Origin of the sequence: Zoogloea sp. (genome assembly GCF_028689785.1) — a bacterium.
Lineage (GTDB): Bacteria > Pseudomonadota > Gammaproteobacteria > Burkholderiales > Rhodocyclaceae > Zoogloea.
In genome coordinates, this window is sequence record NZ_JAQVCN010000006.1 from 45578 (window position 1) to 70900 (window position 25323).

Here is a 25323-nt window from a genome sequence, read left to right on the forward strand (position 1 = left end):
AGCCTTTCAGGTCCCGTGGGAGGGTTGCATGGCGTGCACCGGAAGCACAAGGCGGAAGGTGCTGCCCTCCCCGACCCGGCTCTCCAGCTCGATACGCCCGCCATGTTTGCGCATGATGCCGTAGCTGATCGACAGACCCAGCCCCGTCCCCTTGCCCACCGGTTTGGTGGTGAAGAAGGCATCAAAGATACGCTTGTGATTCTCCGGCGGAATGCCGCAGCCGGTATCGCTGATCTCGATCACCACCGAATCGCCGTCACGGCGCGTGCGCACGGTGATGCGCCCGCTCCCGGTGATCGCGTGGGCAGCATTGGCCAGCAGGTTGAGGAAGACCTGGTTGAGCTGGGAGGGCTGACACCACACCTCGGGCAGTTCGCCATACTCCCGCAGCACCTCGACCCGGTGCTTGATCTCGTTGCGCAGGATGTTGATGGTGGAGTCGAGCCCCCGATGGATATCGACGTAAGCCCACTGCTCGCTGCCCAGGTGGGAGAAATCCTTCAGGTCGGCGACGATGCGCTGGACCCGCAGGATGCCGTCCTGGGTTTCGGCGAGCAGCGCCGGAATGTCCTCGCGCAGGTAGTCGAACTCCACCTCGGCCAGCCTCTCGCGCAGGGTCGCCAGGGCCGGCACCCCTTCGATCCCGGCGGTGGCGGTGCGAAAGGCCGCCACCAACTCCATCAGTGTGGCGGCGTAGCCCTGCAGGCTGCCCACATTGGATTTGACGAAGCCCAGCGGGGTGTTCATCTCGTGGGCCACGCCGGCAGCGAGCTGGCCGATGGAGGCCATCTTCTCGCTCTGCACGAGCTGCACCTGGGCCTCCTCGAGTTCGGCATTGAGGCGCTGGGTCTCGGCCAGCTGCGCCTGCAGCGCCGCCTCGGCCTCATGCCGGGCGTGCACGTTGCGGTGGGTGCCCACCATGCGCAGCGGCTTGCCGTCCGGGGTCCATTCGATCACCTTCCCGCGGGAGGCGATCCAGTGATATTCGTCGTCGGCGGCGCGCATGCGGAACTCGCAGCGATACAAGGGAATCTCGCCGCCGAACACAGGCTCCAGGGCGCGGATCAGCCGCGGCCAGTCATCCGGATGCACCAGCCCGCGGAAACTCTCGAAGCTGCGTGGAAAGGCATCCTCCTCATAACCCAGCATGCTATAGAAACGGGGCCCCTGGAACACCTCGCTGCTGACCACGTTCCAGTCCCATACGGCGTCGCCGCCACCTTCCAGGGCAAACTGCCAGCGTGCCTCGGCCAGCGCCAGGCGCGCTTCGGCCCGGGCCCGCTCGGTCACGTCGCGGACGATGCCCAGCGCCTGCCAGCGGCCGGCCATGCGATAAGCGGTGACCGACACCTCGACCTCGATCACGCTGCCATCCTTGCGCACGGCCGGCAGGCGGATGATGGAGCCGAAGCTGCGGCCCTGCCCGGTCTGCGGCCAGGTGCCCTCTGCCGCCGCGAAACGTGCCCGCTCCGATGGCCCGGCCAGGAGGGTGTGCAGATTGCGGCCCAGCACTTCACTGGCCGTCCAGCCGAAGATGCGCTCGGCGGTGGGGTTCCACTGCTGGATGCGGCCCCTGTGGTCCATCGTGATGATGGCCTCCATGGCCGCGCTGGTGATGGCCCGCAGCCGGTTCTCGTTTTCCTTCAGGGCGTGGTGCAGGCGGATCCGCTCGGTATCGTCGTGCAGCAGCAGGATCAACCCGCCCCCCTCGTCCCGATGCAGGTCGGCGGCGTAGGTGCGCTCACCATCGGGGGCATCGAGGGTCAGGCAGAAGGGTCCGTCGGCCTCGCGGAGCAGTTCGGCCAGGCCTTGCAGGCGCGGGCTGGCGTCCAGCGTGGCGGCACTCGCCGGAAGGCTCTCGTCCATGTCGAGGGCCCGCGCCGCCGCCCGGTTCCAGTCCAGGATGCGCCGATCCGGCCCCAGCAGGAAGAGCGGGTCGCGGATCAGCGACGCAGCCTCCCGGGCCTGGAGGCGGCCACGAATCCGCGCGGGAGATCTGGACTTGGTCATGGAGTAGGCGGGACGGACCGGTGAACGGGCAGGCATTGCCGCGAGGCACGATATCGGAAGGGACTACGGCCCTCCATCGACGAACTTTAGCTGCCGGCCACACTGCCGTTATGCCTGCAGTACCGCCAAGGAGTCCGCCGTGCCCCCCTTCACCCGTCGCCACGAAGTGGTGACAGAAATCGACCCTTCCCAGCTGCAACCCGGGCTTTTCATCCGGCTGCCGTCGGGCTGGATGGCCCATCCCTTCCTGTTCAACCAGTTCCGCATCCACGACCAGGCTCAGGTGGAGGTCCTGCGCGGGCTCGGCCTGAAGACCATCCAGTACCTGCCCGAGCGCAGTTCGGCCCAGCCCCTGCCACGCAGCACCACACCCGCAGCCGCCCCGCCGGCCACCCCCGCCCCGCCGAGCGCCGAGCAGCTGGCCGCCCTGGCGGAGAAGCGCCTGCAGGCCGAACGGGTGGCCCACCAGCGCAAGCTCATCGCCCAGTGCGAAAAGCGCTACCAGGGCGCCGCCCAGCAGATCCGCGACGTGATGCGCAACCTCTTTGCCGCCTCCGAACGCTCGGTGGTGGGCGCCCGCGAGCTGGTGGACGGGGTGGTCAGCGCCTTTGCCGACGATGCCGGCATGATCCTGCACCTGATGGGTGACAAGGTCGCCGACGACAACGCCTACTTCCACGCCCTCAACGTGATGATCCTGTCACTGATGCTGGGGCGTTCGGCCGGGCTGTCACCGGATGAGCTGCGCCTGCTGGGCGAAGGCGCCCTGTTCCACGACATCGGCAAAGCCCGGGTGCCCGATGCAGTGCTGCGCAACCCCCAGCGCAACCGCCACGAAGAAGAGTTCTTCCGCCTGCATACGGTATACGGGGCCGAGATGGCCCGGGACCTGGGGGTACTGCCCCCGGCGGTCATCGACATCATCCTGAGCCACCACGAGACCGTGGACGGCAAAGGCTATCCGAACCACCTGGGCGAGGCCCGCCTGTCCCGGGCGGCGCGCATCGTCGCCATCACCAACCGCTACGACAACCTGTGCAACCCCCAGCAGCGGGACAAGGCAGTGACCCCGGCGGAGGCCATGACCCTGATGTTCAAGAGCGAGCACATGCACTGGGACGCCGACCTGCTGCAGCGTTTCGTGCGCCTGCTCGGCATCTACCCGCCGGGATCGATGGTGCAGCTGTCGAATGGCAACCTGGGGCTGGTGGTAGCGGTGGATCACACCCGCCTGCTGCGCCCCACGGTGATGATCTTCGACCCCGCCGTGCCACGCAGCGAGGCGCTGATCGTCGACCTGGCCACGGAGCCGGACGTGAAGGTGGATGCCGTGGTGCGCCCCGCCGAAGCCGACCCCGCCGCCCTTGAGTACCTGGCGCCGCGACGGCGCCTGAGCTACTTCCACGGCCAGCCGGAGTAAACGCCGGCGCGCCACTCAGTCGCTGCGCAGGGCCCCGCGACTCCACGCCACCAGGCCTGCGGCGATGTCGTGGAGGGGCAGCACGGTGTCTACCGCGCCACGCTGGATGGCCTCCTTCGGCATGCCGAAGACCACGCAGGTCTCCTCAGCCTCGGCAATGGTGGTGGCGCCGGCATCACGCATCTCCTTGAGGCCCAGGGCGCCATCGTCGCCCATGCCGGTCATGATGATGCCCAGGGCACGGGCCCCGGCCGTTCTGGCCACCGAGCGGAACAGCACATCCACCGAAGGTTTGTGGCGATTGATGAGGGGCCCATCCACCACCCCCACGTGGTAGCCGCCCCCGTCCCGGGCCAGCTGCAGGTGGCGGCCCCCCGGGGCGATCAGGGCCAGGCCGGGCTCCACCCGGTCGCCCGGACGCGCCTCGCGGACACGGATGCGCGCCAGGCCGTCGAGGCGCCGGGCGAACATGTCGGTGAAACCCGCCGGCATGTGCTGCACCACGACGATGCCCGGCACCGCCTCGGGCAGGCTGGTCAGCACCGCCTCCAGGGCCTGGGTGCCACCGGTGGAGGTGCCGATGGCCACCACCCGGGTCCGGTCCGTGGTGGCAGCCAGCCGCGGGCCGGCGGGCAGATCGTCGAGGGTCAGCTTGGGGCGCGGCAGCGGCGCCGGCCCGTGGCGCAGGCGGGCCCCCGCAGCGGCGCGGATGGCCGCCACCAGGCTCTCGCTCTCATCCTGCAGAAACTGCCGGACCCCCACCTTGGGCTTGGCCACCAGGCTCACCGCCCCCGCCGCCAGCGCATCGAAGCTGGCTTTGGCGCCCCGATCCACCAGGGACGAGCAGATCACCACCGGGGTCGGGCGCTCGGCCATCAGCTTGCGCAGGAAGGTCAGCCCGTCCATACGCGGCATCTCGATGTCGAGCACGATCACGTCGGGCCACGCCTTGCGCATCTTGTCGATGGCAAAGAGCGGGTCCGAGGCGGTGGCCAGCACCTGCATGTCGGTCTGGGCGGCAATGGCCTCGCTGGCCACCTGGCGCACGATGGCCGAGTCGTCCACGATCATCACGCGGATGGGCGACCTGGGCATCACAGCCCCCCATCCAGCGGCCGGTGGGCCATCCACACATGCCCGGTCCACAGATCGAAGATCAGCTTGCGGTGCCCCTGGCCGCCACAGTGCGTCACCGTGGGGTGATAGCCGTGGCGGGCCAGCAGTTCATGGGCGCGCTCCACGTTGCGGCTGGCGATGTCCATGGCCCGGGGCACGGAAGCATCGCGGGAGAGCATGTTGCCGCCACCAAAGACCTTCACCTGATATTCGGCCGGCCGGCTCGCTGCACGGGCCACGGCCTGGTCGAACAGCGCCAGGGCCTCGTCGGCATAACGCCCGTCCAGGGGTGCGTCCGCCGCCCGGCTGCGCCCGGGCAGCATGTAGTGGCACATACCGCCGATCAGGCGCCGGGGGTGCCACAGGGTGATGGAGATGCACGACCCGAGCAGGGTGGACAGGCGCGTGCGCCCGCCCCCGAAATGGAAGTCACCCGGCTGCAGGAATACTTCGTTGATGTCGTCGGCCAACTCGATCATGGCTTGCGGTAGATGGTCGCCCGCACCATCTCCAGCCCCTGCTGGATACCGTTGAGGGTCTCCGAGTGACCGATGATCAGGTGTCCGCCCGACTTGAGGCGGGGCAGCAGGTTGGCCACAACCTTGCGCTTGGTGTCCGTATCGAAATAGATCATCACGTTACGCAAAAAGATTACCTCGAAATCACCAATCTCGGCATCCACCGGCAGAGTCAGGTTCACTTGCGCGAAGCGCGTCCGGCGCTTGAGCTCAGGGGTGATGAGGAAGGTGCCGCTTTGGGCGCGCACGCCCTTCAGACAATACTTGACCAGGTAGGCAGGGGGAATGCCCTCATTGCGATCGAGCGGGTAATGGCCCGCTTCCGCCTTGGCCAGCACCTGGGTACTGATGTCCGAACCGAATACCTCCCAAGGCCCATTGGGCAGGGTCTCGGCGAGCAGCATGGCCAGGGTGTAGACCTCCTCACCGGTGGAGCAGGCGGCGCTCCATACCCGGAAGGGCGCCGAGCTACGCCGGGGGCGGATGATCTCGTCGCGAAGGAACTCGAAGTGGCGCGGCTCGCGGAAGAAGTAGGTCTCGTTGGTGGTGAGCAGATCCACCATCACCTGCAGTTCCTCCGGGTGCTGGCCGGTGGCAAGCAGGCGGTAATACAGGGAGAAGCTGGGAAGGCCGTAGTGCTTGAGGCGTCTGGAGAGACGCCCGACAAGCAGCACCTTCTTGGCATCCGACAGGCTGATGCCGGCGATCTTGTAGATCAGGCGCTGGAACAGCGCGAATTCCTGGTCGGTGATGGCGGCACCTGACGGGTGCCCGGCGGCGAAGCCGTTCATGGGCAGGCTCAGAACAGTTCCACGTTGTCGTCCGCCACCGTCGGCTTGAGGAGCGTGGCCGCGTAGGCGCGCTCCTCACGGGCGATGACCTCCGCAGTGGCGTGGGAAGTGACGATGCGCTTGCACCAGGCGTCGCCATTGGCAGGCAGGAAGAGCAGCTTGCGCGACCAGGGGCCGAGAAAGTCGGAGGCCACCACGGGGATGCCCTCCCGCTGCAGCCAGTCGCGGGCGAAGCGGGCATTGCGCTGACCGATGGCCAAGGACTGCCCGGCGGTCTCGATGATGGTGCCGCCACCAAAAGCCTTGGCCTGGATGCGCGGCTTCTTCGCGCCCCGGGCGAGCAGCGCGTTGAGCAGGGTCTCCATGGCGTAGTCGCCGGCCAGCAGGGCATCCACCTCGCTGTTGGCGCTGCGCTGCAGGTTGGGCAGCATGAAATGGTTGAGGCCCCCCACCCGGGCCTGAGCATCGAACAGGCACACCGCCACGCAGGAGCCGAGCAGGGTGGACAGGGGCTGCTCGCGCTCCACGGCCCAAGCACCCGGGGCCACGTTGCGTGATAGGCGCTCGATCTCCCGGGCCGGCAGGCTGGCGTAGTCCATAATGACCGGCGGCTAGCCGTGCTCAGTCCGGAGCCGTGGCGCCGGCCAGGCCGTCGGGGGCAGACTCGGTAGCCAGCTGCGACAGGGAGGCGATCTCATCCACCGACAGCACCTTGGCGACTTCGAGGATGATCACGAACTTGCCATTCACCTTGCCCATGCCGCGGATGAAGTCGGCGCGGATGCGGGCACCAAAGGACGGCGGCGGCTCGATCTCGGAGGCCGGGATCTCCAGCACCTCCGACACCGCATCGACGACCACGCCCACGTCCTGGCGCTCGTCGTTCTCGGACAGCTCGATGATGACGATGCAGGTGCGCCGGGAGATCTCCGAGCGCTTGCCGCCAAAGCGGCTGGCCAGGTCGATTACCGGCACCACCGCACCGCGCAGGTTGATCACCCCGCGGATGAAAGGCGGCACCATGGGGATCTCGGTGACGGTGCCGTACTCGATGATCTCCTTGATGTTGAGGATGCCGACGGCAAACATCTCGCCGCCGAGCTGGAAGGTCAGGTACTGGGCGGGGCTGGCCTCCACCACCACCGGCGCCGTGGCGCCACTGGTGGCAGGGTTGCCCGCCGCGGTAGGCAGCGTGGACATGCTCAGGCTCCTTCTCGCCGCTCAGAACTTTTCGAAGTCGTTCTCGTTGAACGCAAAACCCGCCACCCGGGCCCCACCGCGGGGTTTGGCGGGGGTATGGCGCACCGCGCCGGCTGCTGCCGGACGGGCAGCACCGCGACCCATGTTGCGCTCGTCGATGGTGAAGAACAGCATCAGCTGCTGCAACTGTTCGGCCTGACCACCCAGCTCTTCCGCAGTGGCCGCCAGCTCCTCGGAGGCCGAGGCGTTCTGCTGGGTGGCCTGGTTGAGCTGGTTCATGGCGTTGTTGATCTGGGCCACCCCGGACGACTGTTCCTGGGACGCGGAGGCGATCTCCTGCACCAGGTCGGAGGTCTTGCGGATGGACGGCACGATCTCGTCCAGCAGGTGCCCGGCGCGCTCCGCCAGGCCGACGGAATCGCCCGCCAGGCCGCCGATCTCCTGGGCAGCCACCTGGCTGCGCTCGGCGAGCTTGCGCACTTCCGCCGCCACCACCGCAAAGCCCTTGCCGTGCTCGCCGGCGCGGGCCGCCTCGATGGCGGCATTGAGGGCCAGCAGGTTGGTCTGATAGGCGATGTCGTCGATGATGCCGATCTTCTGGGCGATCTTCTTCATCGCATCGACGGTGTTCTTCACCGCGTCGCCGCCCTCGGTGGCTTCGACCGCAGCCTTGGAGGCCATGCTGTCGGTGACCTTGGCGTTCTCGGCGTTCTGGTTGATGGAGGCCGACATCTGCTCCACCGACGCGGACGACTCCTCGACGCTGGCGGCCTGCTCGGACGAGGACTGGGACAGGCTCTGGGCGGTGGCCGAAACCTGGCCGGAGGCGTTGGTCAGGGCATCGGCCGCGGTACGCACCTGGGTGATGGTGTCGGAGAGCTTGGCGACGGTGTTGTTCACCGCCTCCTTGAGGGCCTTGAAGTCGCCCTGGTAATCATTGGCGATGTTCTGGGTCAGGTCGCCCTGCTCGATGGCACTCATGATGCGGCGCACTTCGTTGATCGGCCCGACGATGGCGTCCAGGGTGCCATTCACGCCATCCACGATCTTCCTGAAGTCGCCCTGGTGCTGACTGGCGTCGGCACGGGTCTCGAGACGCCCGGCGATGGCCGCCGCGGACAGCAGGTTGGCATCGGCCACCAGCTTGTCCACCGCGTCGATGCAGGTGTTGAGGTTGTTCTTGATGGTGTTGAAGTCGCCGTTGTAGCTGTCGGTGATCTTCGCCGGGATGTCGCCCTTGGAGATGCGATCCACGTAGTTGGCGGCCACGTTCAGGGGGCCGATCACCGCATCCAGGGTGTCGTTCACCCCTTCAACAATCTTGCGGAAATCACCCTGGTGCTGGGTGGCGTCGGCACGGGTGGCCAGGCGACCCTCCACGGCAGCCTTGGACAGCACGCCCGCATCGGCCACCAGCTTGTTCACCGCATCAATGCAGGTGTTGAGGTTGTTCTTGATGGTGTTGAAGTCACCGTTGTAGCTGTCGCTGATCTTCGCCGGGATGTCGCCCTTGGAGATGCGATCCACGTAGTTGGCGGCCACGTTCAGGGGGTTGATCACCGAATCGAGGGTGCTGTTAACACCTTCGACGATCTTGCGGAAATCCCCCTGGTGCTTGCTCGCATCGGCGCGGGTGGCCAGACGGCCTTCCACCGCAGCGGTAACCAGCAGAGAGGCATCGGTGGACATGGACTGGACGGCATGCTGCACGGCCTCGACGGCCTGGACCACCTGCCCGACCTCATCCTTCGCGTCGCTCTTGAGCGTGAAGTTGAAATCACCTGTAGCCATCTTCTTGGCCGCATCCACCACCTGGTTGATCGGGCGGGTGATGCTGCGGGTCAGCCAGAAGGCAAACAGGGCCGCCAGCGCGAAGGCTGCCGAGGCCAGGGTGATGACCAGGCTGCGTGAGGAGCTGGCCAGTTCCACCGCCTTGACCCCCGCCTTCTTGGCGCCATCCACCTGGAAGGCGGCGAGATCCGCCAGGGCCCCGTTGTACAGGCCGGCAACCTCAGTGTACTCGCCGAACAGCAGCTGAGTGGCTTTGTCCTGGTTGTACTGGGAGGAAGACGTATCCGCCAGCGTCAGCAACCTGTCGGTGACGGCGTTGTACTTCGTCCGCAGATCGGTGGCCTTGGCCAGCAGGGCCTTGCCCTTCTCGGTCACGATCAGCGGCGCGATCTGCTGGAAGATCTCGGTGTTGCGGCTGCGGGCCTTGGCAATGGCCTCGAGCTGCTGCTTCTCGATGCCCTTGTCATTGCTCATGATCACGTTGCGCAGCCCCCGGCCAATGAGCTGGACGTTGAAGGCCAGCTCGTCGGCCATGATGATCTTGGGGATCCGCCCTTCCGCCAGCTCGTTGATCCCGGCGTTGAGCTCGTTGATGCGGGTGATGGACAGGATCGAGATCGCCGCCAGCATCAGCAGGACGAAGGCGAAGCCGAGCCCGAGGCGCACACCGATCTTCAGATTATTGAACATGCTTGGTCTCCGGGTAATGCAAAAATTCAGGCGCTACGTTGCTCGGGGCGGGCCAGCAGACGCTGCTCGGCCTGCCCCGAAATCTTGATCAAAGCGGAAATATCGAGGATCAGGGCCACCTCGCCGCTGCCCAGGATGGTCGATCCGCCGATGCCCTGCAGATGGCGGAAAATCGCCCCGAGGGGCTTGATCACTGCCTGCAGCTCGCCAGCCAGGCGATCCACCACGATGCCGGCGCGCTGGCCGGCGTATTGCACCACCACCACGCTCTCCCGGGCCGGGCGCTCGCCGGGGAGCTTGAAGCTCTCCCGCAGGCATACCGCCGGCAGCACCTGGCCGCGCAGGTTGAAGTAATTGCGGTCGTGCTCGGCAACGGGGCGCTCGATGCACTCCACCACCGCATCGAGGGGAATCACATAGGAGCGGTTGGCCGACACCACCAGGAAGCCGTCGATGATGGCCAGTGTGAGGGGCAGGCGCAGGGTCAGGCGGGTGCCCTGCCCGGGGTGACTATCCACGTTGATAGTGCCGCGCAGGGCCTGCAGGTTGCGCCGCACCACATCCATGCCCACGCCGCGGCCGGAGAGGTTGGTCACCTGCTCGGCGGTGGACAGGCCGGGGGCGAAGATAAGGTCGTAGACCTCCCGGTCAGACAGATGCGCGTCCGGGTCCACCAGGCCGCGCTCCACGGCCTTGGCCAGGATGCGCTCCCGGTTGAGGCCGGCCCCGTCGTCGGCCACCTCGATGACGATGCTGCCCGCGTCGTGGTAGGCGTTGAGGGACAGGCTGCCGCGCCGGCTCTTGCCGGCGGCCTCCCGCACGGCGGGGGCCTCGATGCCGTGATCGAGGCTGTTGCGCACCAGGTGCATCAGGGGGTCGCCGATCTTCTCGACGATGGATTTGTCGAGTTCCGTCTCGCCACCGGAGATCACCAGCTCCACGTCCTTGCCCAGATCCTTGCAGGCGTCGCGCACCAGGCGCTGGAAGCGGTTGAAGGTCTCGCCGATCTGCACCGTACGCAGTTGCAGGGAGGCGTCGCGGATCTCCTCCACCAGACGGGTCAGCAGGGACGAGGACTCGATCAGCTCGCCGTCGCGCCGGGTGTGGGCCAGCAGGCTGGTGGCGGCGCCGGCAATCACCAGCTCGCCCACCAGGTTGATCAGGTGGTCGAGCTTGTCCGCCGGCACGCGGATGAGCTTGGCGTCGTGGGCCTTCTTTTCGCTGACCTGGGTCTGCTTGGCCACGGCGGCGGCCACCAGCTCGGGCTGCACCACCTGGCGGGCCACCAGGATCTCGCCGATGGGCGTGCCCTCGGGGGCGCTGTCGGGAGAGGCGGGGGCGGCCTGGGCGCGCAGGCCCTCGGCCAGCTCGTCGGCGGTGAGGGCACCGACCCGCACCAGAATCTCGCCCAGGCGCAGGCTGTCCTCGGGCAGGCTGTCGATGAGCTCCAGGTAGTCGCCCACCTTGCTGTCCGGCGGCAGGATGGCCAGCCGGCATTCGTCACGCACAAAGGCGAAGACGTCCTCGATGGCCTGCTTGTCGGCGGCCGATTCGAGGGCGATCTCGAAGCCCAGGTAGCACAGCTCCGGGTCCATCTCCGCGGCGGCGGGCATGCCGTCGGCCAGAGTCTCGATGTGGCGGATGTTGCCCACCGTCTCGAGAAAGCGCAGGAAGTTCTCCGGGTCCATGCCCTGGCGCAGCACCTCGGGGCCGAAGCGCACCGAGATGTGCCAGCAGGTGTGGCCGGCATGCCCTGCGGGAATGCGCTGCACCCCCGGTTCGGCCGGCTTGGGGCTGGCAGCGACCTGGCCGCCGGGCCCGAACTCGCGCAGACGGGCCAGCAGGCCTGCAGTTCGGGTCTGGATTTCTTCCGCAGCCAGGTCGGCCACGCCAGCTTCGTCGGCCACCAGCACCCGCAGCTGATCGGTACAGGCCAGCATCAGGGCGGCCAGCTCGGTGCTCACCGCGATCTCGTGATTGCGCAGGCGGTCGAGCACGTTCTCGACCACGTGGGCAAAGGATTCCACCGCCGCGCACTCGACCATCCCGGCCGCGCCCTTGATGGTGTGGGCCGCCCGGAAGATGCCGTTGAGGGTGGTCTCGTCGTCGGGGCGGGCTTCCAGCTCGAGCAGCAGCGCCTCGAGGGCATCGAGCTGCTCATTGCTTTCCTGCAGGAAGACTTGCTTGAGTTCGTCCATGGTGGGGGTGCCGCTATTGGGCCGCTACGACCAGAGGGTCGCCGAACCAGGCGGCCAGGTTGTAGAACTCGATCAGGGATTGCACGGCCGGGCTGTGGGCCACAATGGCCAAAGTCTTGCCGGCGGCGCTGGCCTCGCGCTTGGCCAGCATCAGCAGCTGGCAGCCGGCGGAGTCCATGCGCTCCACCTGGGCAAGGTCGAGCTCGATGCGTTCGCCGGCCGCAATCGCCTCCAGCAGTTCGGGTTTGATCTCGGCCACCCGATAGATCGTGAAATCTTCGGTAAAGGCACGTCGGATCACGCTCATCATCTTCTCCAGGCTGCGGCGCGTCAGAACAGCTCGACCGGGGGGCCGCTCGCCGCCGCGCCGCTCATGCCCGAGGGCGCGGCCCGACCGCTGCGGCGCGCGTGTTCGTCGCGCTCCCGGTCCATCACGTAACTCTCGAACAGGCGATCGATCTGCTCCGTCATGGCCGGGATGTCGTCCGCCGCCACGGTGCCGGCGAGGCAGGCCGAGAGCTTGAGCACATGGGCATCAAGGCGCTCCAGGGCTTCGATCACATGCCCGATCTGCTGCCGGGTGACGTCCTGGAACTGCACGCTGGCCATGGTCTCCATGAACATGTCGGCCAGGCGGCCACTGGACTCCCGGAACACGCCGAGGATGCGGCCTTCGTGCTCAAGCAGCTGGGCGTAGCTCTGGCTGACCTCGTCGAACTGGTCGGCCACGGTGCGCAGGGCGCTCTCCTCGGCATTCGAGATCGACTGGTCGAGCTGGGCCCGGAACTTGGACTCGATGGTGTTCACCACCCGGTCGATGCCTTCATTGATCTTCAGCACGGCCTGGTCGGTCTGGCCGGCGAGCTTGCGCACCTCATCGGCCACCACCGCAAAACCCCGCCCGGCCTCGCCGGCCCGGGCCGCCTCGATGGCCGCGTTCAGGGCCAGCAGGTTGGTCTGACCGGAGATGTCGCGCACCAGGTTGACGAACTGGGCCAGGGAACGGGCTTCGGCCAGGGCCGACATCACGTGCTCCTGCTCCTCACCCACGTTCTCAAGGCGGCTGTGGATGTAGCGCTGCAGGGATTCGAGGGTCTTCTGGTTGCGGGCCGCGCGGGTGTTGGCCTCCTCGACGATCTGGCTCGACTCCTGGGAAAAGGCCTGCACCACCCCGTCCAGGTCACGCACCACGTCGTCCACTGCCTGCAGGCGCTGCACCATGCCCAGGGCGGCCGCTTCGGTCTGCTCGGTCACCGCGTTGAGCTGGCCGACCAGGATGCTGTTGAGATGGGGCACCTGATCCAGGGACTGGCCCACCTGCGCCGCCACCCCGTGCTGCCGCGCCGCCTCGTCACGGGCGTGCTGCAGGGCATTCTCGGCGCCGTAGCTCGGATCGCGGTAGCGGGCGATGGACAGCAGGTGGTGGGCCACAAAGCTGATGATGACCGCGAAGGCCGCACCGAGCGCATCACCCAGCGAGTGGCTGAGCCCGAAGCGGTCGAGGAGGACCTCGTGGTACAGGGGGTTGGCGAAGTACACCACGCCAAACACCCCGGCCGCCGTCACGCCGGACAGCAGCACCCTCCGCCGCAGGGACTTGTTCTGGATGGTCATGGAAGCGCTCAGCGCAGAACCAGCTTGATCGTATTGAGCAGGGTGTCGGCGGTGGCCGGCTTGACGATCCAGCCGGAGGCGCCGGCGGCCTTCGCCTCGGCCCGCTTGCTCTGCTGGGACTCGGTGGTGAGGAACAGGATGGGCATGAAGCGCAGCTCGGCCCGCTGGCGCACAACCTTGATGAACTCGATGCCGTTCATGCCGGGCATGTTGAGGTCGGTGATGAGCAGATCGGGCTTGGTCCCGGCGGCCAGCTTCTTCTGGCCGTCCTCGGCGCTGCTGGCGGTGACGACCTGGAAACCCGCCTTGGCGAGAATCCCGGAGATGGAAAGCAATACGGTGGCGGAATCGTCCACCAGCATGATGGTCTTCACGTGCTGACTCCCTGACCCTGACGGCCACATGCAGGCGCGGGCCCTACATTCATAATTGATTGACGACAGCTGCCCGGGTGGCGATCCTTCGCGCCCCTGCGAGGGCAGCCTTTGTGCTGCAAGGCTCAACGGACGCCCGGCGGCAAACTTGAGGCCAAAGTGGCATCCCAGGGCTGGAAGTTTGTTCAACCCAGCAATGGACCGGCCTGATCCGGGTGCCGGGCACCCGTACCACCAGCCCGGCCCGTGACAAACACGGCGGCAGGCTTGCGGCAACGCACCCGAAAAGCACCTGCAAAGCTCGCCCAAGGGCAGCCCCGAAATTGGGGTAAGCCGTTGTAAATCCGCCGTTTTTCGCCACAAACAGGGCCCACGGCGCTGTATTTTTGCAGCGCAAGGTCGTATCATTCGGCTCCCCCGATTCACCTTCCCCGGTTTTCTCCATGCTCCATCCCACCCGATTCGACGTCATCGTTGTCGGCGGCGGCCATGCCGGCACCGAAGCCGCGCTGGCAGCGGCACGGGCCGGGTGCGCCACCCTGCTGCTCACCCACAACATCGAAACCCTCGGCCAGATGAGCTGCAACCCGTCCATCGGCGGCATCGGCAAGGGGCACCTGGTGAAGGAAGTGGACGCCCTGGGGGGAGCCATGGCCGCGGCCACCGACGAAGGCGGCATCCAGTTCCGCATCCTCAACGCCAGCAAGGGCCCGGCCGTGCGCGCCACCCGCGCCCAGGCCGACCGGGTGCTGTACAAAGCCGCCATCCGCAAGCGCCTCGAAAACCAGCCCAATCTATGGCTGTTCCAGCAGGCCGTGGACGACCTCACCGTGGTGGGCGACCGGGTCACCGGCGTGGTCACCCAGATCGGGCTGCGCTTCGAGGCCCCCGCCGTAGTGCTCACCGCCGGCACCTTCCTCAATGGCCTGATCCACGTGGGCCTGCAAAATTACTCCGCCGGCCGCGCCGGCGACCCGCCGGCCATCAGCCTGGGCCAGCGCCTCAAGGAACTCGCCCTGCCCCAGGGCCGCCTCAAGACCGGCACCCCGCCGCGCCTGGACGCCCGCAGCATCGACTTCTCGGTGATGCAGGAGCAGCCCGGCGACGACCCCGTGCCGGTATTCAGCTTTCTCGGCAGCGCGGCCCAGCACCCGCGCCAGCTGCCGTGCTGGATCACCCACACCAACAGCCGCACCCACGACATCATCCGCGCCAACCTCGACCGCTCGCCCATGTATTCCGGCGTGATCGAGGGCGTGGGCCCGCGCTACTGCCCGAGCATCGAGGACAAGATCCACCGCTTCGCCGACAAGGACAGCCACCACGTCTTCCTCGAGCCCGAAGGCCTGGACACCCACGAGATCTACCCCAACGGCATCTCCACCAGCCTGCCCTTCGACGTGCAGCTGGACATCGTGCGCTCCATCAAGGGCCTGGAAAACTGCCACATCCTGCGCCCCGGCTACGCCATCGAGTACGACTACTTCGACCCGCGCAACCTCAAGTCCAGCCTCGAAACCAAGTCCATCGGCGGGCTGTTTTTCGCTGGCCAGATCAACGGCACCACCGGCTACGAAGAGGCCGCCGCCCAGGGCCTGCTGGCCGGCATCAACGCCTCCCTGCAGGTGAAGGGCCAGGAGGCCTGGTGCCCGCGCCGCGACGAAGCCTACCTGGGCGTGCTGGTGGATGACCTGATCACCCGCGGCGTCTCCGAGCCCTACCGCATGTTCACCTCCCGCGCCGAGTTCCGCCTGAGCCTGCGCGAAGACAACGCCGACCTGCGCCTCACCGAAGCCGGCCGCAAGCTGGGCCTGGTGGACGACGTACGCTGGGCCGCCTTCTGCGCCAAACGCGAGGCCATCGAGCGCGAAACCGCCCGTCTGCGCGCCACCTGGGCCACCCCGGCCAGGGTGCCGGCTGAAGCCGCCGAGGCCGTGCTCGGCAAGGCCATCGAGCGCGAATACCCCTTCTTCGAGCTGCTGCGCCGCCCCGACGTGCGCTACGCCGACCTGATGACCCTGCCCGGCGCCCCCGAAGGCCCCGAGACCGACCCCCAGGTGGTCGAGCAACTCGAGATCGCCGCCAAATACCAGGGCTACATCGACCGCCAGCTCGACGAAGTGGCCCGCCAGGCCGACGCTGAAGCCACCCGCCTGCCCGCCGATCTCGACTACGCCAGCGTGCGCGGCCTGTCCAAGGAGGTCCAGGGCCGCCTCAACCAGCACAAGCCCGAGACCATCGGCCAGGCCAGCCGCATCCAGGGCATCACCCCGGCGGCCATCAGCCTGCTGCTGGTGTGGCTCAAACGCAGCGAGCTGGCCCGCGGCCGGGAGAAGTCGGCATGAGCGCCATCGCGACCCTCGAACAGGGCATCGCCGCCCTTGGCCTGGACCTGCCCGCCGACACCGCAGAGCGCTTGCTCGCCTTCGGCCACCTGCTGATCAAGTGGAACAAGGTGTACAACCTCACGGCCATCCGCGACGAAGGCCAGCTGCTCACCCACCACCTGCTCGACTCCCTGTCGGTACTGCCCCACTTGAGCGGCCTCACCCGGCTGGTGGACGTGGGCTCCGGCGGCGGCCTGCCCGGCATCGTGCTGGCCCTGTGCCGCCCCGGCCTGCAGGTGGATTCCGTTGAAACGGTGCAGAAGAAAGCCAGCTTCCAGAATCAGGCGAAGATCGAGCTAAAGCTCGCCAACTTCCGCGCCCACCATGCGCGCATCGAAGCCTGGCAGCCGGCCTACGCCCCGCAGGCCCCCGACGGCATCATCTCCCGGGCCTTCGCCGACCTGGCCGACTTCGTCAACCTCACTGCCCACCTGGCCGGCCCCGACACCCGTCTGCTGGCCATGAAGGGCGTTTACCCCGAGGACGAGATCGCCCGGCTACCCGCCGGCTTCCGCCTCGAACAGGCCATTCGCCTCAGCGTGCCCGGCCTCGACGCCGAGCGCCACCTCCTCATCGTGAAACGGATCTGAGCATGGCCCGCATTTTCTGCATCGCCAACCAGAAGGGCGGCGTCGGCAAGACGACCACCTGCGTCAACCTGGCCGCCGGCCTCGCCACTGCCGGCCAGCGCGTGCTGCTCATCGACCTCGACCCCCAGGGCAACGCCACCATGGGCAGCGGTATCGACAAGCGCACCCTGAGCAAATCGGTGTACCACCTGCTGGTGGGCCTGGGCACCGTGGCCGACGCCCGGGTGCGCTCCGAGAGCGGCGGCTACGATCTGATCCCGGCCAACCGCGACCTGGCGGGTGCCGAAGTCGAGCTGGTCGGCCTCGACCGGCGCGAGAACCGCATGCGCGACGCCCTCGCCCTGCATCAGACCGAATACGACTTCGTGCTGGTGGACTGCCCGCCGTCCCTCTCGCTGCTCACCCTCAACGGTCTGTGCGCCGCCCACGGGGTGATCATCCCCATGCAGTGCGAGTACTACGCCCTCGAAGGCCTCTCCGACCTGGTGAATTCCATCAAGAAGGTGCACGCCAACCTCAACCGCGACCTGTCCATCATCGGCCTGCTGCGGGTCATGTTCGACCCCCGCGTCACCCTGCAGCAGCAGGTCTCGGCCCAGCTCGAGGCCCACTTCGGCGACAAGGTCTTCAAAGCCATCGTGCCGCGCAACGTGCGCCTCGCCGAAGCCCCCAGCCACGGCATCCCCGGCGTGGTCTTCGACCGCAGCGCCAAGGGCGCCCAGGCCTACCTGGCCTTCGCCAAAGAAATGATCGAACGGGTCAAGACCCTCTGAACCCCACCATGGCACCTCCCAAACTCAAAGGCCTCGGCCGCGGCCTCGACGCCCTCCTCGCCGCCAACAACGACAGCGAGCAGAGCCAGGGTGAGCTCCAGACCCTGCCCGCCGCCGAGCTGCAGCCGGGCAAATACCAGCCCCGCACCCGCATGGACCCGGGCTCCCTGGAAGAGCTGGCCGCCTCGATCAAGTCCCAGGGGGTGATGCAGCCCATCCTGGTGCGCCCCATCGGCGGCGCCTACGACGCAAAGCGCTACGAGATCATCGCCGGCGAACGCCGCTGGCGCGCCGCCCAGCTGGCCGGCTTGAACGACGTGCCCTGCCTGGTGCGCGAGATCCCGGACGAGGCCGCCCTGGCCATGTCCCTGATCGAGAACATCCAGCGCGAAGACCTCAACCCCCTCGAAGAAGCCGGCGGCATCCAGCGCCTCATCGACGAATTCGGCATGACCCACCAGCAGGCCGCCGACGCCGTCGGCCGCTCCCGCCCCGCCGCCTCCAACCTGCTGCGCCTGCTCCAGCTCGCCCCCCCGGTGCAGGAGCTGCTGATGGCCGGTGACATCGACATGGGTCACGCCCGCGCCCTGCTGCCCCTCGACGGCGCCTCCCAGGTCGGTCTCGCCAACCTCATCGCCGCCCGCGGCCTGTCGGTGCGTGAAGCCGAACGGCTGGTGCACCAGGCCCTCAACCCGAAATCGAAACAGCTCGCCCCGGCACCCGACCGGGACATCCTGCGCCTCGAAGAAGAAATCGCCGACCGCCTCGGCGCCACGGTGAAGATCAAGGCCAACAACAAGGGCGTCGGCGCCGTCACCATCCAGTTCGGCAGCCTCGACCAGCTCGACGGCCTGCTCGACCGGCTCAATCTGAAGTCCTGACCCGGCAGCCCGCTGCCCCGCGGGGGATCTGCCAGGACGACGCGGAGAGGGAGCGATGTGTAGGGGCGACTTCAGTCGCCCATCCACGCGTTGATCATCGGCATGCCCCTGGTCCGAAAGTCCGCGGGCGACTGAAGTCGCCCCTACAGAGTCGCCCCTACTGGTCTTCGTCCGTCCGGCTGCGCAGGATGCGTTGCGCTTCCTGGCGTTTGGCGCCCTGGGACTTTTCGTGGGGCCCGGCCTTGCGTTGCAGGGCGGGCACGACCAGCGGGTTGCGGGGCCCTTTGGGCACACCCTTGCCGCCCCCCTTCCCCGGCCCCTGATCGGGGCCGCGGAAGATCATTTTCTGGCGGGTTCCAAGCGTGCGATTGGCCATGGATCAGGCGGCGGGATGGGCGGCTGCGGCCTCGGCCACCGCACGCCGGGTGGTCTCTTCGGTGATGCCGGAAACCTCGGCAAAGCACCCGTCCAGCGGGCACTGACGCCCCGGCGGACATTCATGTTCATGGGCGCACTGGCCTTGGGTCTGGTCGGTCAGGACCATTTCACGGACGGCTTCGCAGCGGCTGATGGGTGTATCGATGAAGCTCATGATGTGTCTCCCTTGGTTTATTCCAGTGTAGTCAAGGGATGGGAAATTACCTTACCAACAGCAAGGTTTTTACATCAGGCTACCAGTGCTCGGGGAGCTTCTTGCGCAGGATGATGCGCTGGGGCTCGATCTCCACATAACCGCCGGAGACCATGTCGCGCAGGATGCGATTCACCATCTCCCGGGAGGCGCCGACCATGTTGGCCAGATCCTGCTGGGTGAGGCGGCGGTCGATGATGGCCACGCCATCCTCCTCCACAGCGAGGGAGTCGAACAGCCGCGAGATCCGCCCGAAGACATCCACCAGGGCCAGGGCGCGCACGCTCTCGGTCAGGGTGCGGATGCGCCCCACCAGGTTGCGCACCACGATCTGCATGCACGCAGGGTAGGCCTCGATGAGGGCCAGGAAGGCCACCCGGGGAATCTGCAGCACCTCGCTGCGACTCAGGGCGATGACCGAGGCGGAGCGAGGTGCGTCGTCGAGCAGGGCCAGCTCGCCAAAGTAATCACCCGGATCAAGGAGCGACAGGGTCACCTCGCGGCCGATGTTGTCGGTCAGGAAGACCTTCAGTGACCCGCTCTGCACCACGAACAGGCTGCTGCCATCGTCACCCTCATTGACGACAATGGTGTTGGGCGCAAAACTGCGGATGCGTGAACGCCCCCTCAGCACCTCGGCCTGCTCATCACTGAGGCCGTCGAACAGATCCACCCGATCCAGATACTTCACAGCCCGCTTCCCTCTCCGATGACAGCGTGCCCCCGAGCCCAGCCCTGAGACCGCCATTGCAACGCCTCGATAAAACCCTCTTCGGACTGGTCCTGGCCTCGCTGCTGACGATGGCCGCCGCCCTGTTTTCCCCCGCCCGGGACATGGAACAAGGTGCCGGGCTGGAGTTGCTGTATGCCCTGCGGGGAACACGCCAACCACCGCAGGAAGTGGTGATTATAACCCTCGATTCCCGCTCGGCCCGGGCCCTGGGCCAGTCCGAGCGCCCCGAGCGCTGGCCGCGCCACCTGCACGCCCGGCTGATCAACGGGCTGGTGGACCGGGGCGCCCGGGTGATCGGCTTCGACGTGCTCTTCGAGCGCGCCCGCGAGCCGGAGGGCGACCAGGCCCTGGCCGCAGCCATCCACCGGGCTGGCAACGTGGTGCTGATGGAGGGCCTGTCCCGGGAGGCCGTCACCCGCCCCGACGGGCAGATCATCGCCCACGTCGATCACATCACCCGCCCTCTGCCCATGCTCCAGGACGCAGCCTGGGCCAGCGGGCCCTTCATCATGCCCAAGACGCCGGAGGGCATCTTCGAGTTCTGGGGCTTCATCCCCAGCATCGGCGACCACCCCTCCCTGCCCATGCTGATGGCCCAGCTGATGACCGCCGGCACCCCCGCCGCCATCTCCCCCTCGCCGGACACCCGCCTGCACGCCCTCAACCTCTACGGCCCCCTCGGCAGCATCCGCACCCTGTCCTACACCGAAGCCCTAGAACGGGTGGCCGACCCCGTGAGCGGCGACGCCGCCTTCCGCGGCAAGGCCGTGCTGATCGGCTTCTCCGAGTTCAACCAGTCGCGCCAGGGTGACATCTTCCGCACCCCCTACAGCACCCCGGACGGGCTCGACATCAGCGGCGTGGAGCTGTGCGCCACGGCCCTCTCCAACCTCCTCGACGGCTCCACCCTGCTGCGCCCCCAGGGGGCCACCCTGCTCGCCGCCCTGCTGGCCTGGAGTGCCGCCCTCGCCGCCCTGTGGCGCTTCGCCTCCACCCCCCAGGCCCTGGCCCTCAGCGCCGGCCTCGGCCTGGCCTGGATCGGCCTCGCCGCCTGGAGCTTCGCCGGGCACCAGGTATGGCTGCCGGTGATCCTGCCGGGGCTCGTCGCCCCCCTCGCCGCCACCGCCTTCGGCCTGCTCAGCCATGGCCGGGCCGCCCGCCAGCGCGAGCGCGACCTGGAGAAAGCCCTCGCCCTGGGCCTCAGCCGCAAGGGCAGCGAAAAGCTCGTGGCCCTGCTGCGCGGCCACGACGGCGGGCGCAGCGTGCATGGGGTGTGCCTGTGCAGCGACATCGAGGCCTACACCGGGCTGTCCGAAACCCTCAGCCCCGCCGCCACCACCGAGGCCCTGAACCGCTACTTCGCCCGCTTCCTGCCCGTGGTCGAAGCCCACGGCGGGCATGTGATGGACATCGTCGGCGACTCCGCCATGTGCCTGTGGCTGGCCGACGACGACCCCGCCGAAGCCTGCCGCCGGGCCTGCGCAGCCGCCCTCGAACTGGACCGCCTGATGAACGAGGCCCCGCAGGAGGACGGCACCGCGCTGCGGACCCGCTTCGGCCTCCACTACGGCCCGGTCTTTCTCGGCGAAGTCGGTGCTGAAGCCCGCCGGGAGCTGCGCGTGGTGGGTGACATCGTCAACACCAGCAGCCGCATCCAGAGCGCCAACAAGGCACTCGGCACACGCATCCTGGCCTCGGCGGCGGTGCTCGACCAGCACACCGACACCCCTGGCGCGGGGTACGCGCGGCACCTCGGGCGCTTCGTGCTGGCCGGCAAGCGCAGCCCCATCGAACTCCACGAACTCAGCCCCACCCTCCCGCCTGCCGACGCCCGCCAGGCCTTCGACACCGCCCGCCAGGCCTATGCCGCCGACGCCCTCGACGTGGCTCGCCTGCACCTGCGCATCGCCCTCGCCGCCAGCCCCGGCGACGGCCCCGCCCACTTCTACGTGGAACGCTGCGAAAGCCGTCTGGCTGGCCAACCCACCCCCGACACCGACGGCTGCATCGTGCTCACCCAGAAATAAAAACCCAAGGACAACGGCAAACTGCGCGTGCAACGCTGTAAGTCACATCCTTTTGCAGTTAATATTCCAAATAATCTTGGCAAATCGCCACACACTGCCCTTAGCTCCGGTACGCCCGCAATGCAGTCCCCTGACCGACCGCCGCAGATATTCCTCCTGCGACCGCTCAGCCGCGGCCTGAGTCTCGCCATTGCCGGCCTGGCAACCCTGTCTCTCGACGCTCTCGCCTGCGAGCCGCCCAGCGGGCGCCTCGCCGCCACCGAGGGGCGCATCGAGGTACGCAGCGCCGGCAGCCCCCAGTGGCACACTGCCACCCCACGCCAGGCCCTGTGCCCCGGAGACCAGGTCGCCGTGCCCGGCCCCGGCCGGGCCGCCATAGTGCTGGCTCAGGACGTGTTGGTGCGCCTCGACCAGAACACCACCCTGACCCTGCCCGAGGCCAGTACCGCCGGCGAATTGCAGCTGCCCAAGGGCGTAGTGCACGTGATCAGCCGCTTCAACAAGCGCTTCGGCATCATCACGCCCTTCGTCAACGCCTTCGTAGACGGCACCGAGTTCACCGTAGCCACCGACGACGGCCAGGCCCGCGTAGTGGTGGCCGAAGGCCGCGTACGCACCGGCAACAGCGCCGGCGAGCAGCGCATCGGTGCCGGCCAGGCCATCGAAGCGCGCGCCGGCAGCGCCCCTGCCAGCATCACCGTACGCCCCCTCGACGCCGTGGCCTGGGCCATCCATTACCCGCAGGTGCAGCATCTCCGCCCCGCCGAACTGGCCACCTACCCCGATGCCACCCGCCAGGCCGTGAGCGCCGCCCAGGCCGATCTGGCCGCCGGCCGCGCCCGCGACGCCCTTGATCGCCTCGCCCCCCTCGCCGACGTGGACAGCACCCCTGCCCTGGCCGCCTTCAAGGCCGGCGTGCTGCTGGGCCTGGGCCGTGCCGACGAGGCCGGCGCCCTGCTGGCCCGCTTTGCCCCGGGTACCCACCCGGCCCTCGACGCCACCGCCGCCGTGATTCAGGTGGCCCGCAACAACCCCGCCGCCCTCGAAACTGCCCGCCAGAACGTCGAACGCAACCCCGATTCACCAGCCGCCCAGCTTGCCTACAGCTACGCTCTGCAGGCTGCCCGCCAGCTCCCCGCCGCCCTCGAAGCTGCCCGCCGGGCCACCGCCCTGGGCCCCGACGCCCCCCTCGCCCATGCCCGCCAGGCCGAGCTGGAACTCAGCCTGGGCCGCGCCGAAGCCGGCGGCGTCAGCGCCCGGCGCGCCCTGGCCCTGGCCTCCGACACGCCCCGGGCCGCCGCCCTGGCTGCCTTTGCCCGCCTGCTGGTGGGCGATACGGCCGCAGCCGCCGCCGACTTCCAGGCCACCCTGGCCCGCAACGACGCCGACCCCCTCGCCCACTTCGGCCTCGGCCTGGCCCTGATGCGCCAGGGCCAAACCGCCGACGGCCGCCGCGAAGTGGAGATCGCCGCCCTCCTCGACCCATCCAACGCCGAGCTGCGCAGCTACCTGGGCCGCGCCTACATGGAAGAAGCCCGCAGCAAGGTGGCCGGTGACCAGTTCGACCTGGCCCGCCGCCTCGACCCGGCCTCGCCCACCCCCTGGTATTTCGACGCCTTCCGCCAACTGCGCGAGGGCGAGCCCCTGGCCGCCCTCTACAACGGCGAAGAAGCCCTGGCCCGCAACACCAACCGCTCGGTACTGCGCTCCGGCACCCTGCTCGACCAGGACAGGGCCGCCCGCAGCGCCAGCCTGGGCGCCGCCTACCAGCAGGTGGGCCTGACCGCCCCGGCCCAGGGCGCCGCCATGAACGCCATCGAGGACGACCCGGCCAGCCCCGCCGCCCACCGCCTGCTGGCCGACGCCTACGCCGACATGCCGCGCTTCGAGGGCGCCCGCCTGTCCGAGCTGCTTCAGGCCAACCTGCGCCAGCCCATCGGCCAGTGGCCCCAGGCCCCCCAGTTCGTGATGCCGCCGCTGCCTCTGTTCGACGGCCCGCGGGCCGTGTCGCCCGACGAAGCCACCGCCTTCTTCGAGCGCAAGCCCACCCGCTTTGCCGCCACCCTGGGCGGCGGCAGCCACAGCGCCCTGGCCGCCAGCGCCCTGCTGTCCCATGCCTGGGAGCAGGGCCAGCTGTCCTTCGGCAGCTTTGACTACCGCTACGCCGGCCTCAAGCCCGCCGGCGCCGACACCCACCTGGCCGGCAGCCGCCTGGACGCCCGCTTCCAGCTCGCCCCGGGCACCACCCTGCTGGCCGAAGCCCGCCACACCGAGCGTAGCGCCAGCACCGCCTACCGCCCCCTGTTCGACAGCCAGGCCACCAACCTGCTGCAGCGCAACCTCAACGACCTGGGCCGCATCGCCCTGCGCCACGAGCTGGGCAACGGCGACGAAATCCTCGTCGAAGCCAACACCCAGCGCTTCCGCATCCTGCAGCAGGACTTCTTCCGCTACAGCGACCCCCTGTATGGGCTGGAGCTGGACATCAACAGCGAGGTCACCCCAGAACTCCGCACCCGCGGCCTGTCGGCCCTGTACACCCGCCAGCGCGACAGCTATGCCCTGAGCGCCGGCACCACCATCGCCCGCCAGTCCGGCAACCAGAACCTCACCGTGGCCACCGCCCTGAGCATGGACCCGAGCCTGGTGCTGGACGTGACCCGGCTGCCCACTGTGCCCCTCAAGACCGACCGGGACACCGCCTTCGGCTATGCCCAGTGGCGCGTGCTGCCCAGCCTGACCCTGCACGGCGGTGCCGACTTCGTGCGCTTCAAGGACCTGGATCTGCCCCACGCCGAACGCATCAACAGCAAGCTCGGCGCAGTGCTCCGCCCCGCCGGCGGCACCACCCTGCGCGCCGCCGTCTTCCAGGGCGTGTCAGGCTCCCGCTACGACGCCGAGAACCTGGCCCCCACCCAGTTTGCCGGTTTCAACCAGGTCTTCGACGAGATCGCCGGCACCCGCTGGCGCCGCGCCGCGGTGGCCGTGGACCAGCGCCTGGGCGAGCGCCTGAGCGGCGGGCTGGAGGCCTCCTGGCGCTGGCTCGATGCGCCCATGGTCGATTCCGGCGCGAGCACCGGCTACCACCTGGCCGACTGGAAAGAGACCCTGCACCGGGCCCACCTGGCCCTGCCCCTGGGCCGCCACGCCCTGCTCAGCGCCGAATGGCGCCACGAGACCATCCGCTACGACGCCGGTGACGGCCTGCTGCGGGACACCCCCTGGAAGGTGGCCACCGACCAGCTGCCCCTGCGCCTGTGGCTCAAGACCGGCCCGGTGGACACCCTGCTGGAGCACTGGGTGGTGCGCCAGCGGGCCAGCCAGATCGCCGGCGACGGCAGCGCCGCCGACGCCCGCTCCACCTTCACGGTGAGCAACCTGCGCCTGTCCCTGCCCGTGCTGCCCCAGCGCCTCAGCACCAGCCTGGGGGTGTACAACCTCTTCGACCGGGACTTCCGCTTCCACAACACCGACCTCAACGGCGACCCCCGGGTGGCCCTGTTCTACCCCCGGCGCACCCTGATGCTGCAGGCCCAGCTGCGCTTCTGAAACCCGCCTTCGAACCCGTTTCCCCCTCAC

The 25323-nt window shown here is 68.4% G+C and carries 21 protein-coding genes; 7 read left to right on the forward strand and 14 right to left on the reverse strand.

Annotation, left to right across the window (positions count from 1 at the left end; translation table 11 throughout):
- Positions 1 to 6: 6 nt before the first annotated feature.
- On the reverse strand, positions 7 to 2010 hold the full coding sequence (locus PHI64_RS04830; RefSeq protein ID WP_299879430.1) for a PAS domain S-box protein: 2004 nt from the start codon (positions 2008 to 2010) through the stop codon (positions 7 to 9).
- Between the two features lie 139 nt (positions 2011 to 2149).
- Between PHI64_RS04830 and PHI64_RS04835 the strand changes: the two genes are divergently transcribed.
- The gene (locus PHI64_RS04835; RefSeq protein ID WP_299879434.1) at positions 2150 to 3430 is read left to right on the forward strand and encodes an HD-GYP domain-containing protein; all 1281 of its coding nucleotides are present in this window, start codon (positions 2150 to 2152) and stop codon (positions 3428 to 3430) included.
- A 15-nt stretch (positions 3431 to 3445) separates the two neighbouring features.
- On the opposite strand, the gene PHI64_RS04840 is transcribed toward PHI64_RS04835, so the two are convergent.
- From PHI64_RS04840 to PHI64_RS04885, 10 genes are read right to left on the reverse strand one after another with little or no spacing between them, the layout of a single operon-like run.
- Positions 3446 to 4525: a chemotaxis response regulator protein-glutamate methylesterase gene (locus PHI64_RS04840; RefSeq protein WP_299879437.1), complete on the reverse strand. Its 1080-nt coding sequence runs from the start codon at positions 4523 to 4525 to the stop codon at positions 3446 to 3448.
- Positions 4525 to 5025, reverse strand: coding sequence for a chemotaxis protein CheD (locus PHI64_RS04845; protein WP_299879442.1), 501 nt, complete (start codon positions 5023 to 5025; stop codon positions 4525 to 4527). Before PHI64_RS04845 ends, PHI64_RS04840 begins: the two co-directional genes overlap by 1 nt.
- A complete protein-coding gene (locus PHI64_RS04850; RefSeq protein WP_299879446.1) occupies positions 5022 to 5855 on the reverse strand; it encodes a protein-glutamate O-methyltransferase CheR in 834 nt (277 codons plus the stop codon). Before PHI64_RS04850 ends, PHI64_RS04845 begins: the two co-directional genes overlap by 4 nt.
- Positions 5856 to 5863: 8 nt before the next feature.
- Positions 5864 to 6454, reverse strand: a complete 591-nt coding sequence (locus PHI64_RS04855; protein ID WP_299879449.1) for a chemotaxis protein CheD — start codon at positions 6452 to 6454, stop codon at positions 5864 to 5866.
- Positions 6455 to 6476: 22 nt separating this feature from the next.
- Positions 6477 to 7055 (reverse strand): chemotaxis protein CheW, encoded by a 579-nt coding sequence (locus PHI64_RS04860; RefSeq protein ID WP_299879452.1) that lies wholly within the window; start codon positions 7053 to 7055, stop codon positions 6477 to 6479.
- 21 nt (positions 7056 to 7076) lie between these two features.
- Positions 7077 to 9536 (reverse strand): methyl-accepting chemotaxis protein, encoded by a 2460-nt coding sequence (locus PHI64_RS04865; protein ID WP_299879455.1) that lies wholly within the window; start codon positions 9534 to 9536, stop codon positions 7077 to 7079.
- Between the two features lie 26 nt (positions 9537 to 9562).
- Entirely contained in the window at positions 9563 to 11734 is a 2172-nt protein-coding gene (locus PHI64_RS04870; protein WP_299879458.1) for a chemotaxis protein CheA, read from the reverse strand.
- A gap of 13 nt (positions 11735 to 11747) precedes the next feature.
- Positions 11748 to 12041: an STAS domain-containing protein gene (locus tag PHI64_RS04875; protein WP_296570631.1), complete on the reverse strand. Its 294-nt coding sequence runs from the start codon at positions 12039 to 12041 to the stop codon at positions 11748 to 11750.
- A gap of 23 nt (positions 12042 to 12064) precedes the next feature.
- Entirely contained in the window at positions 12065 to 13348 is a 1284-nt protein-coding gene (locus PHI64_RS04880) for a methyl-accepting chemotaxis protein (protein WP_299879463.1), read from the reverse strand.
- A gap of 8 nt (positions 13349 to 13356) precedes the next feature.
- Positions 13357 to 13722: a response regulator gene (locus PHI64_RS04885; RefSeq protein WP_296570625.1), complete on the reverse strand. Its 366-nt coding sequence runs from the start codon at positions 13720 to 13722 to the stop codon at positions 13357 to 13359.
- 443 nt (positions 13723 to 14165) lie between these two features.
- Here PHI64_RS04885 and mnmG point away from each other — a divergent pair, with 443 nt between their 5' ends.
- Genes mnmG through PHI64_RS04905 form a run of 4 tightly spaced genes read left to right on the forward strand, consistent with a single transcriptional unit; the run spans position 14166 to position 18353 of the window.
- A complete protein-coding gene (mnmG, locus tag PHI64_RS04890; protein ID WP_299879466.1) occupies positions 14166 to 16067 on the forward strand; it encodes a tRNA uridine-5-carboxymethylaminomethyl(34) synthesis enzyme MnmG in 1902 nt (633 codons plus the stop codon).
- Positions 16064 to 16699: a 16S rRNA (guanine(527)-N(7))-methyltransferase RsmG gene (rsmG, locus tag PHI64_RS04895; RefSeq protein ID WP_299879469.1), complete on the forward strand. Its 636-nt coding sequence runs from the start codon at positions 16064 to 16066 to the stop codon at positions 16697 to 16699. The genes mnmG and rsmG overlap by 4 nt, the downstream gene beginning before the upstream one ends.
- A gap of 2 nt (positions 16700 to 16701) precedes the next feature.
- The gene (locus PHI64_RS04900; protein WP_299879472.1) at positions 16702 to 17472 is read left to right on the forward strand and encodes a ParA family protein; all 771 of its coding nucleotides are present in this window, start codon (positions 16702 to 16704) and stop codon (positions 17470 to 17472) included.
- An 8-nt stretch (positions 17473 to 17480) separates the two neighbouring features.
- Positions 17481 to 18353, forward strand: coding sequence for a ParB/RepB/Spo0J family partition protein (locus PHI64_RS04905; protein ID WP_299879475.1), 873 nt, complete (start codon positions 17481 to 17483; stop codon positions 18351 to 18353).
- A gap of 157 nt (positions 18354 to 18510) precedes the next feature.
- Here the strand turns inward: PHI64_RS04905 and PHI64_RS04910 are convergent, their stop codons facing one another.
- The 3 genes from PHI64_RS04910 to PHI64_RS04920 all read right to left on the reverse strand — a co-directional run bounded on the left by PHI64_RS04910 (position 18511) and on the right by PHI64_RS04920 (position 19675).
- Positions 18511 to 18729: a hypothetical protein gene (locus PHI64_RS04910; RefSeq protein WP_299879478.1), complete on the reverse strand. Its 219-nt coding sequence runs from the start codon at positions 18727 to 18729 to the stop codon at positions 18511 to 18513.
- A gap of 3 nt (positions 18730 to 18732) precedes the next feature.
- The gene (locus tag PHI64_RS04915) at positions 18733 to 18945 is read right to left on the reverse strand and encodes a hypothetical protein (RefSeq protein WP_299879481.1); all 213 of its coding nucleotides are present in this window, start codon (positions 18943 to 18945) and stop codon (positions 18733 to 18735) included.
- Positions 18946 to 19024: 79 nt separating this feature from the next.
- Positions 19025 to 19675 (reverse strand): Crp/Fnr family transcriptional regulator, encoded by a 651-nt coding sequence (locus PHI64_RS04920; protein ID WP_299879484.1) that lies wholly within the window; start codon positions 19673 to 19675, stop codon positions 19025 to 19027.
- Between the two features lie 56 nt (positions 19676 to 19731).
- Between PHI64_RS04920 and PHI64_RS04925 the strand changes: the two genes are divergently transcribed.
- Together PHI64_RS04925 and PHI64_RS04930 are read left to right on the forward strand one after the other, a co-directional pair.
- On the forward strand, positions 19732 to 21744 hold the full coding sequence (locus tag PHI64_RS04925; protein WP_299879487.1) for a CHASE2 domain-containing protein: 2013 nt from the start codon (positions 19732 to 19734) through the stop codon (positions 21742 to 21744).
- 120 nt (positions 21745 to 21864) lie between these two features.
- On the forward strand, positions 21865 to 25293 hold the full coding sequence (locus PHI64_RS04930) for a FecR domain-containing protein (protein ID WP_299879489.1): 3429 nt from the start codon (positions 21865 to 21867) through the stop codon (positions 25291 to 25293).
- Positions 25294 to 25323 lie beyond the last annotated feature (30 nt).

Coding starts and splice junctions, on each gene's coding strand:
- PHI64_RS04850 (WP_299879446.1), bottom strand. CDS start 5,855: ATGAACGGCTTCGCCGCCGGGCACCCGTCAGGTGCCGCCATCACCGAC.
- PHI64_RS04845 (WP_299879442.1), bottom strand. CDS start 5,025: ATGATCGAGTTGGCCGACGACATCAACGAAGTATTCCTGCAGCCGGGT.
- PHI64_RS04860 (WP_299879452.1), bottom strand. CDS start 7,055: ATGTCCACGCTGCCTACCGCGGCGGGCAACCCTGCCACCAGTGGCGCC.
- PHI64_RS04910 (WP_299879478.1), bottom strand. CDS start 18,729: ATGGCCAATCGCACGCTTGGAACCCGCCAGAAAATGATCTTCCGCGGC.
- PHI64_RS04830 (WP_299879430.1), bottom strand. CDS start 2,010: ATGACCAAGTCCAGATCTCCCGCGCGGATTCGTGGCCGCCTCCAGGCC.
- PHI64_RS04855 (WP_299879449.1), bottom strand. CDS start 6,454: ATGGACTACGCCAGCCTGCCGGCCCGGGAGATCGAGCGCCTATCACGC.
- PHI64_RS04865 (WP_299879455.1), bottom strand. CDS start 9,536: ATGTTCAATAATCTGAAGATCGGTGTGCGCCTCGGGCTCGGCTTCGCC.
- PHI64_RS04870 (WP_299879458.1), bottom strand. CDS start 11,734: ATGGACGAACTCAAGCAAGTCTTCCTGCAGGAAAGCAATGAGCAGCTC.
- PHI64_RS04905 (WP_299879475.1), top strand. CDS start 17,481: ATGGCACCTCCCAAACTCAAAGGCCTCGGCCGCGGCCTCGACGCCCTC.
- PHI64_RS04930 (WP_299879489.1), top strand. CDS start 21,865: ATGCAGTCCCCTGACCGACCGCCGCAGATATTCCTCCTGCGACCGCTC.
- PHI64_RS04915 (WP_299879481.1), bottom strand. CDS start 18,945: ATGAGCTTCATCGATACACCCATCAGCCGCTGCGAAGCCGTCCGTGAA.
- PHI64_RS04875 (WP_296570631.1), bottom strand. CDS start 12,041: ATGAGCGTGATCCGACGTGCCTTTACCGAAGATTTCACGATCTATCGG.
- rsmG (WP_299879469.1), top strand. CDS start 16,064: ATGAGCGCCATCGCGACCCTCGAACAGGGCATCGCCGCCCTTGGCCTG.
- mnmG (WP_299879466.1), top strand. CDS start 14,166: ATGCTCCATCCCACCCGATTCGACGTCATCGTTGTCGGCGGCGGCCAT.
- PHI64_RS04880 (WP_299879463.1), bottom strand. CDS start 13,348: ATGACCATCCAGAACAAGTCCCTGCGGCGGAGGGTGCTGCTGTCCGGC.
- PHI64_RS04900 (WP_299879472.1), top strand. CDS start 16,702: ATGGCCCGCATTTTCTGCATCGCCAACCAGAAGGGCGGCGTCGGCAAG.
- PHI64_RS04840 (WP_299879437.1), bottom strand. CDS start 4,525: ATGCCCAGGTCGCCCATCCGCGTGATGATCGTGGACGACTCGGCCATC.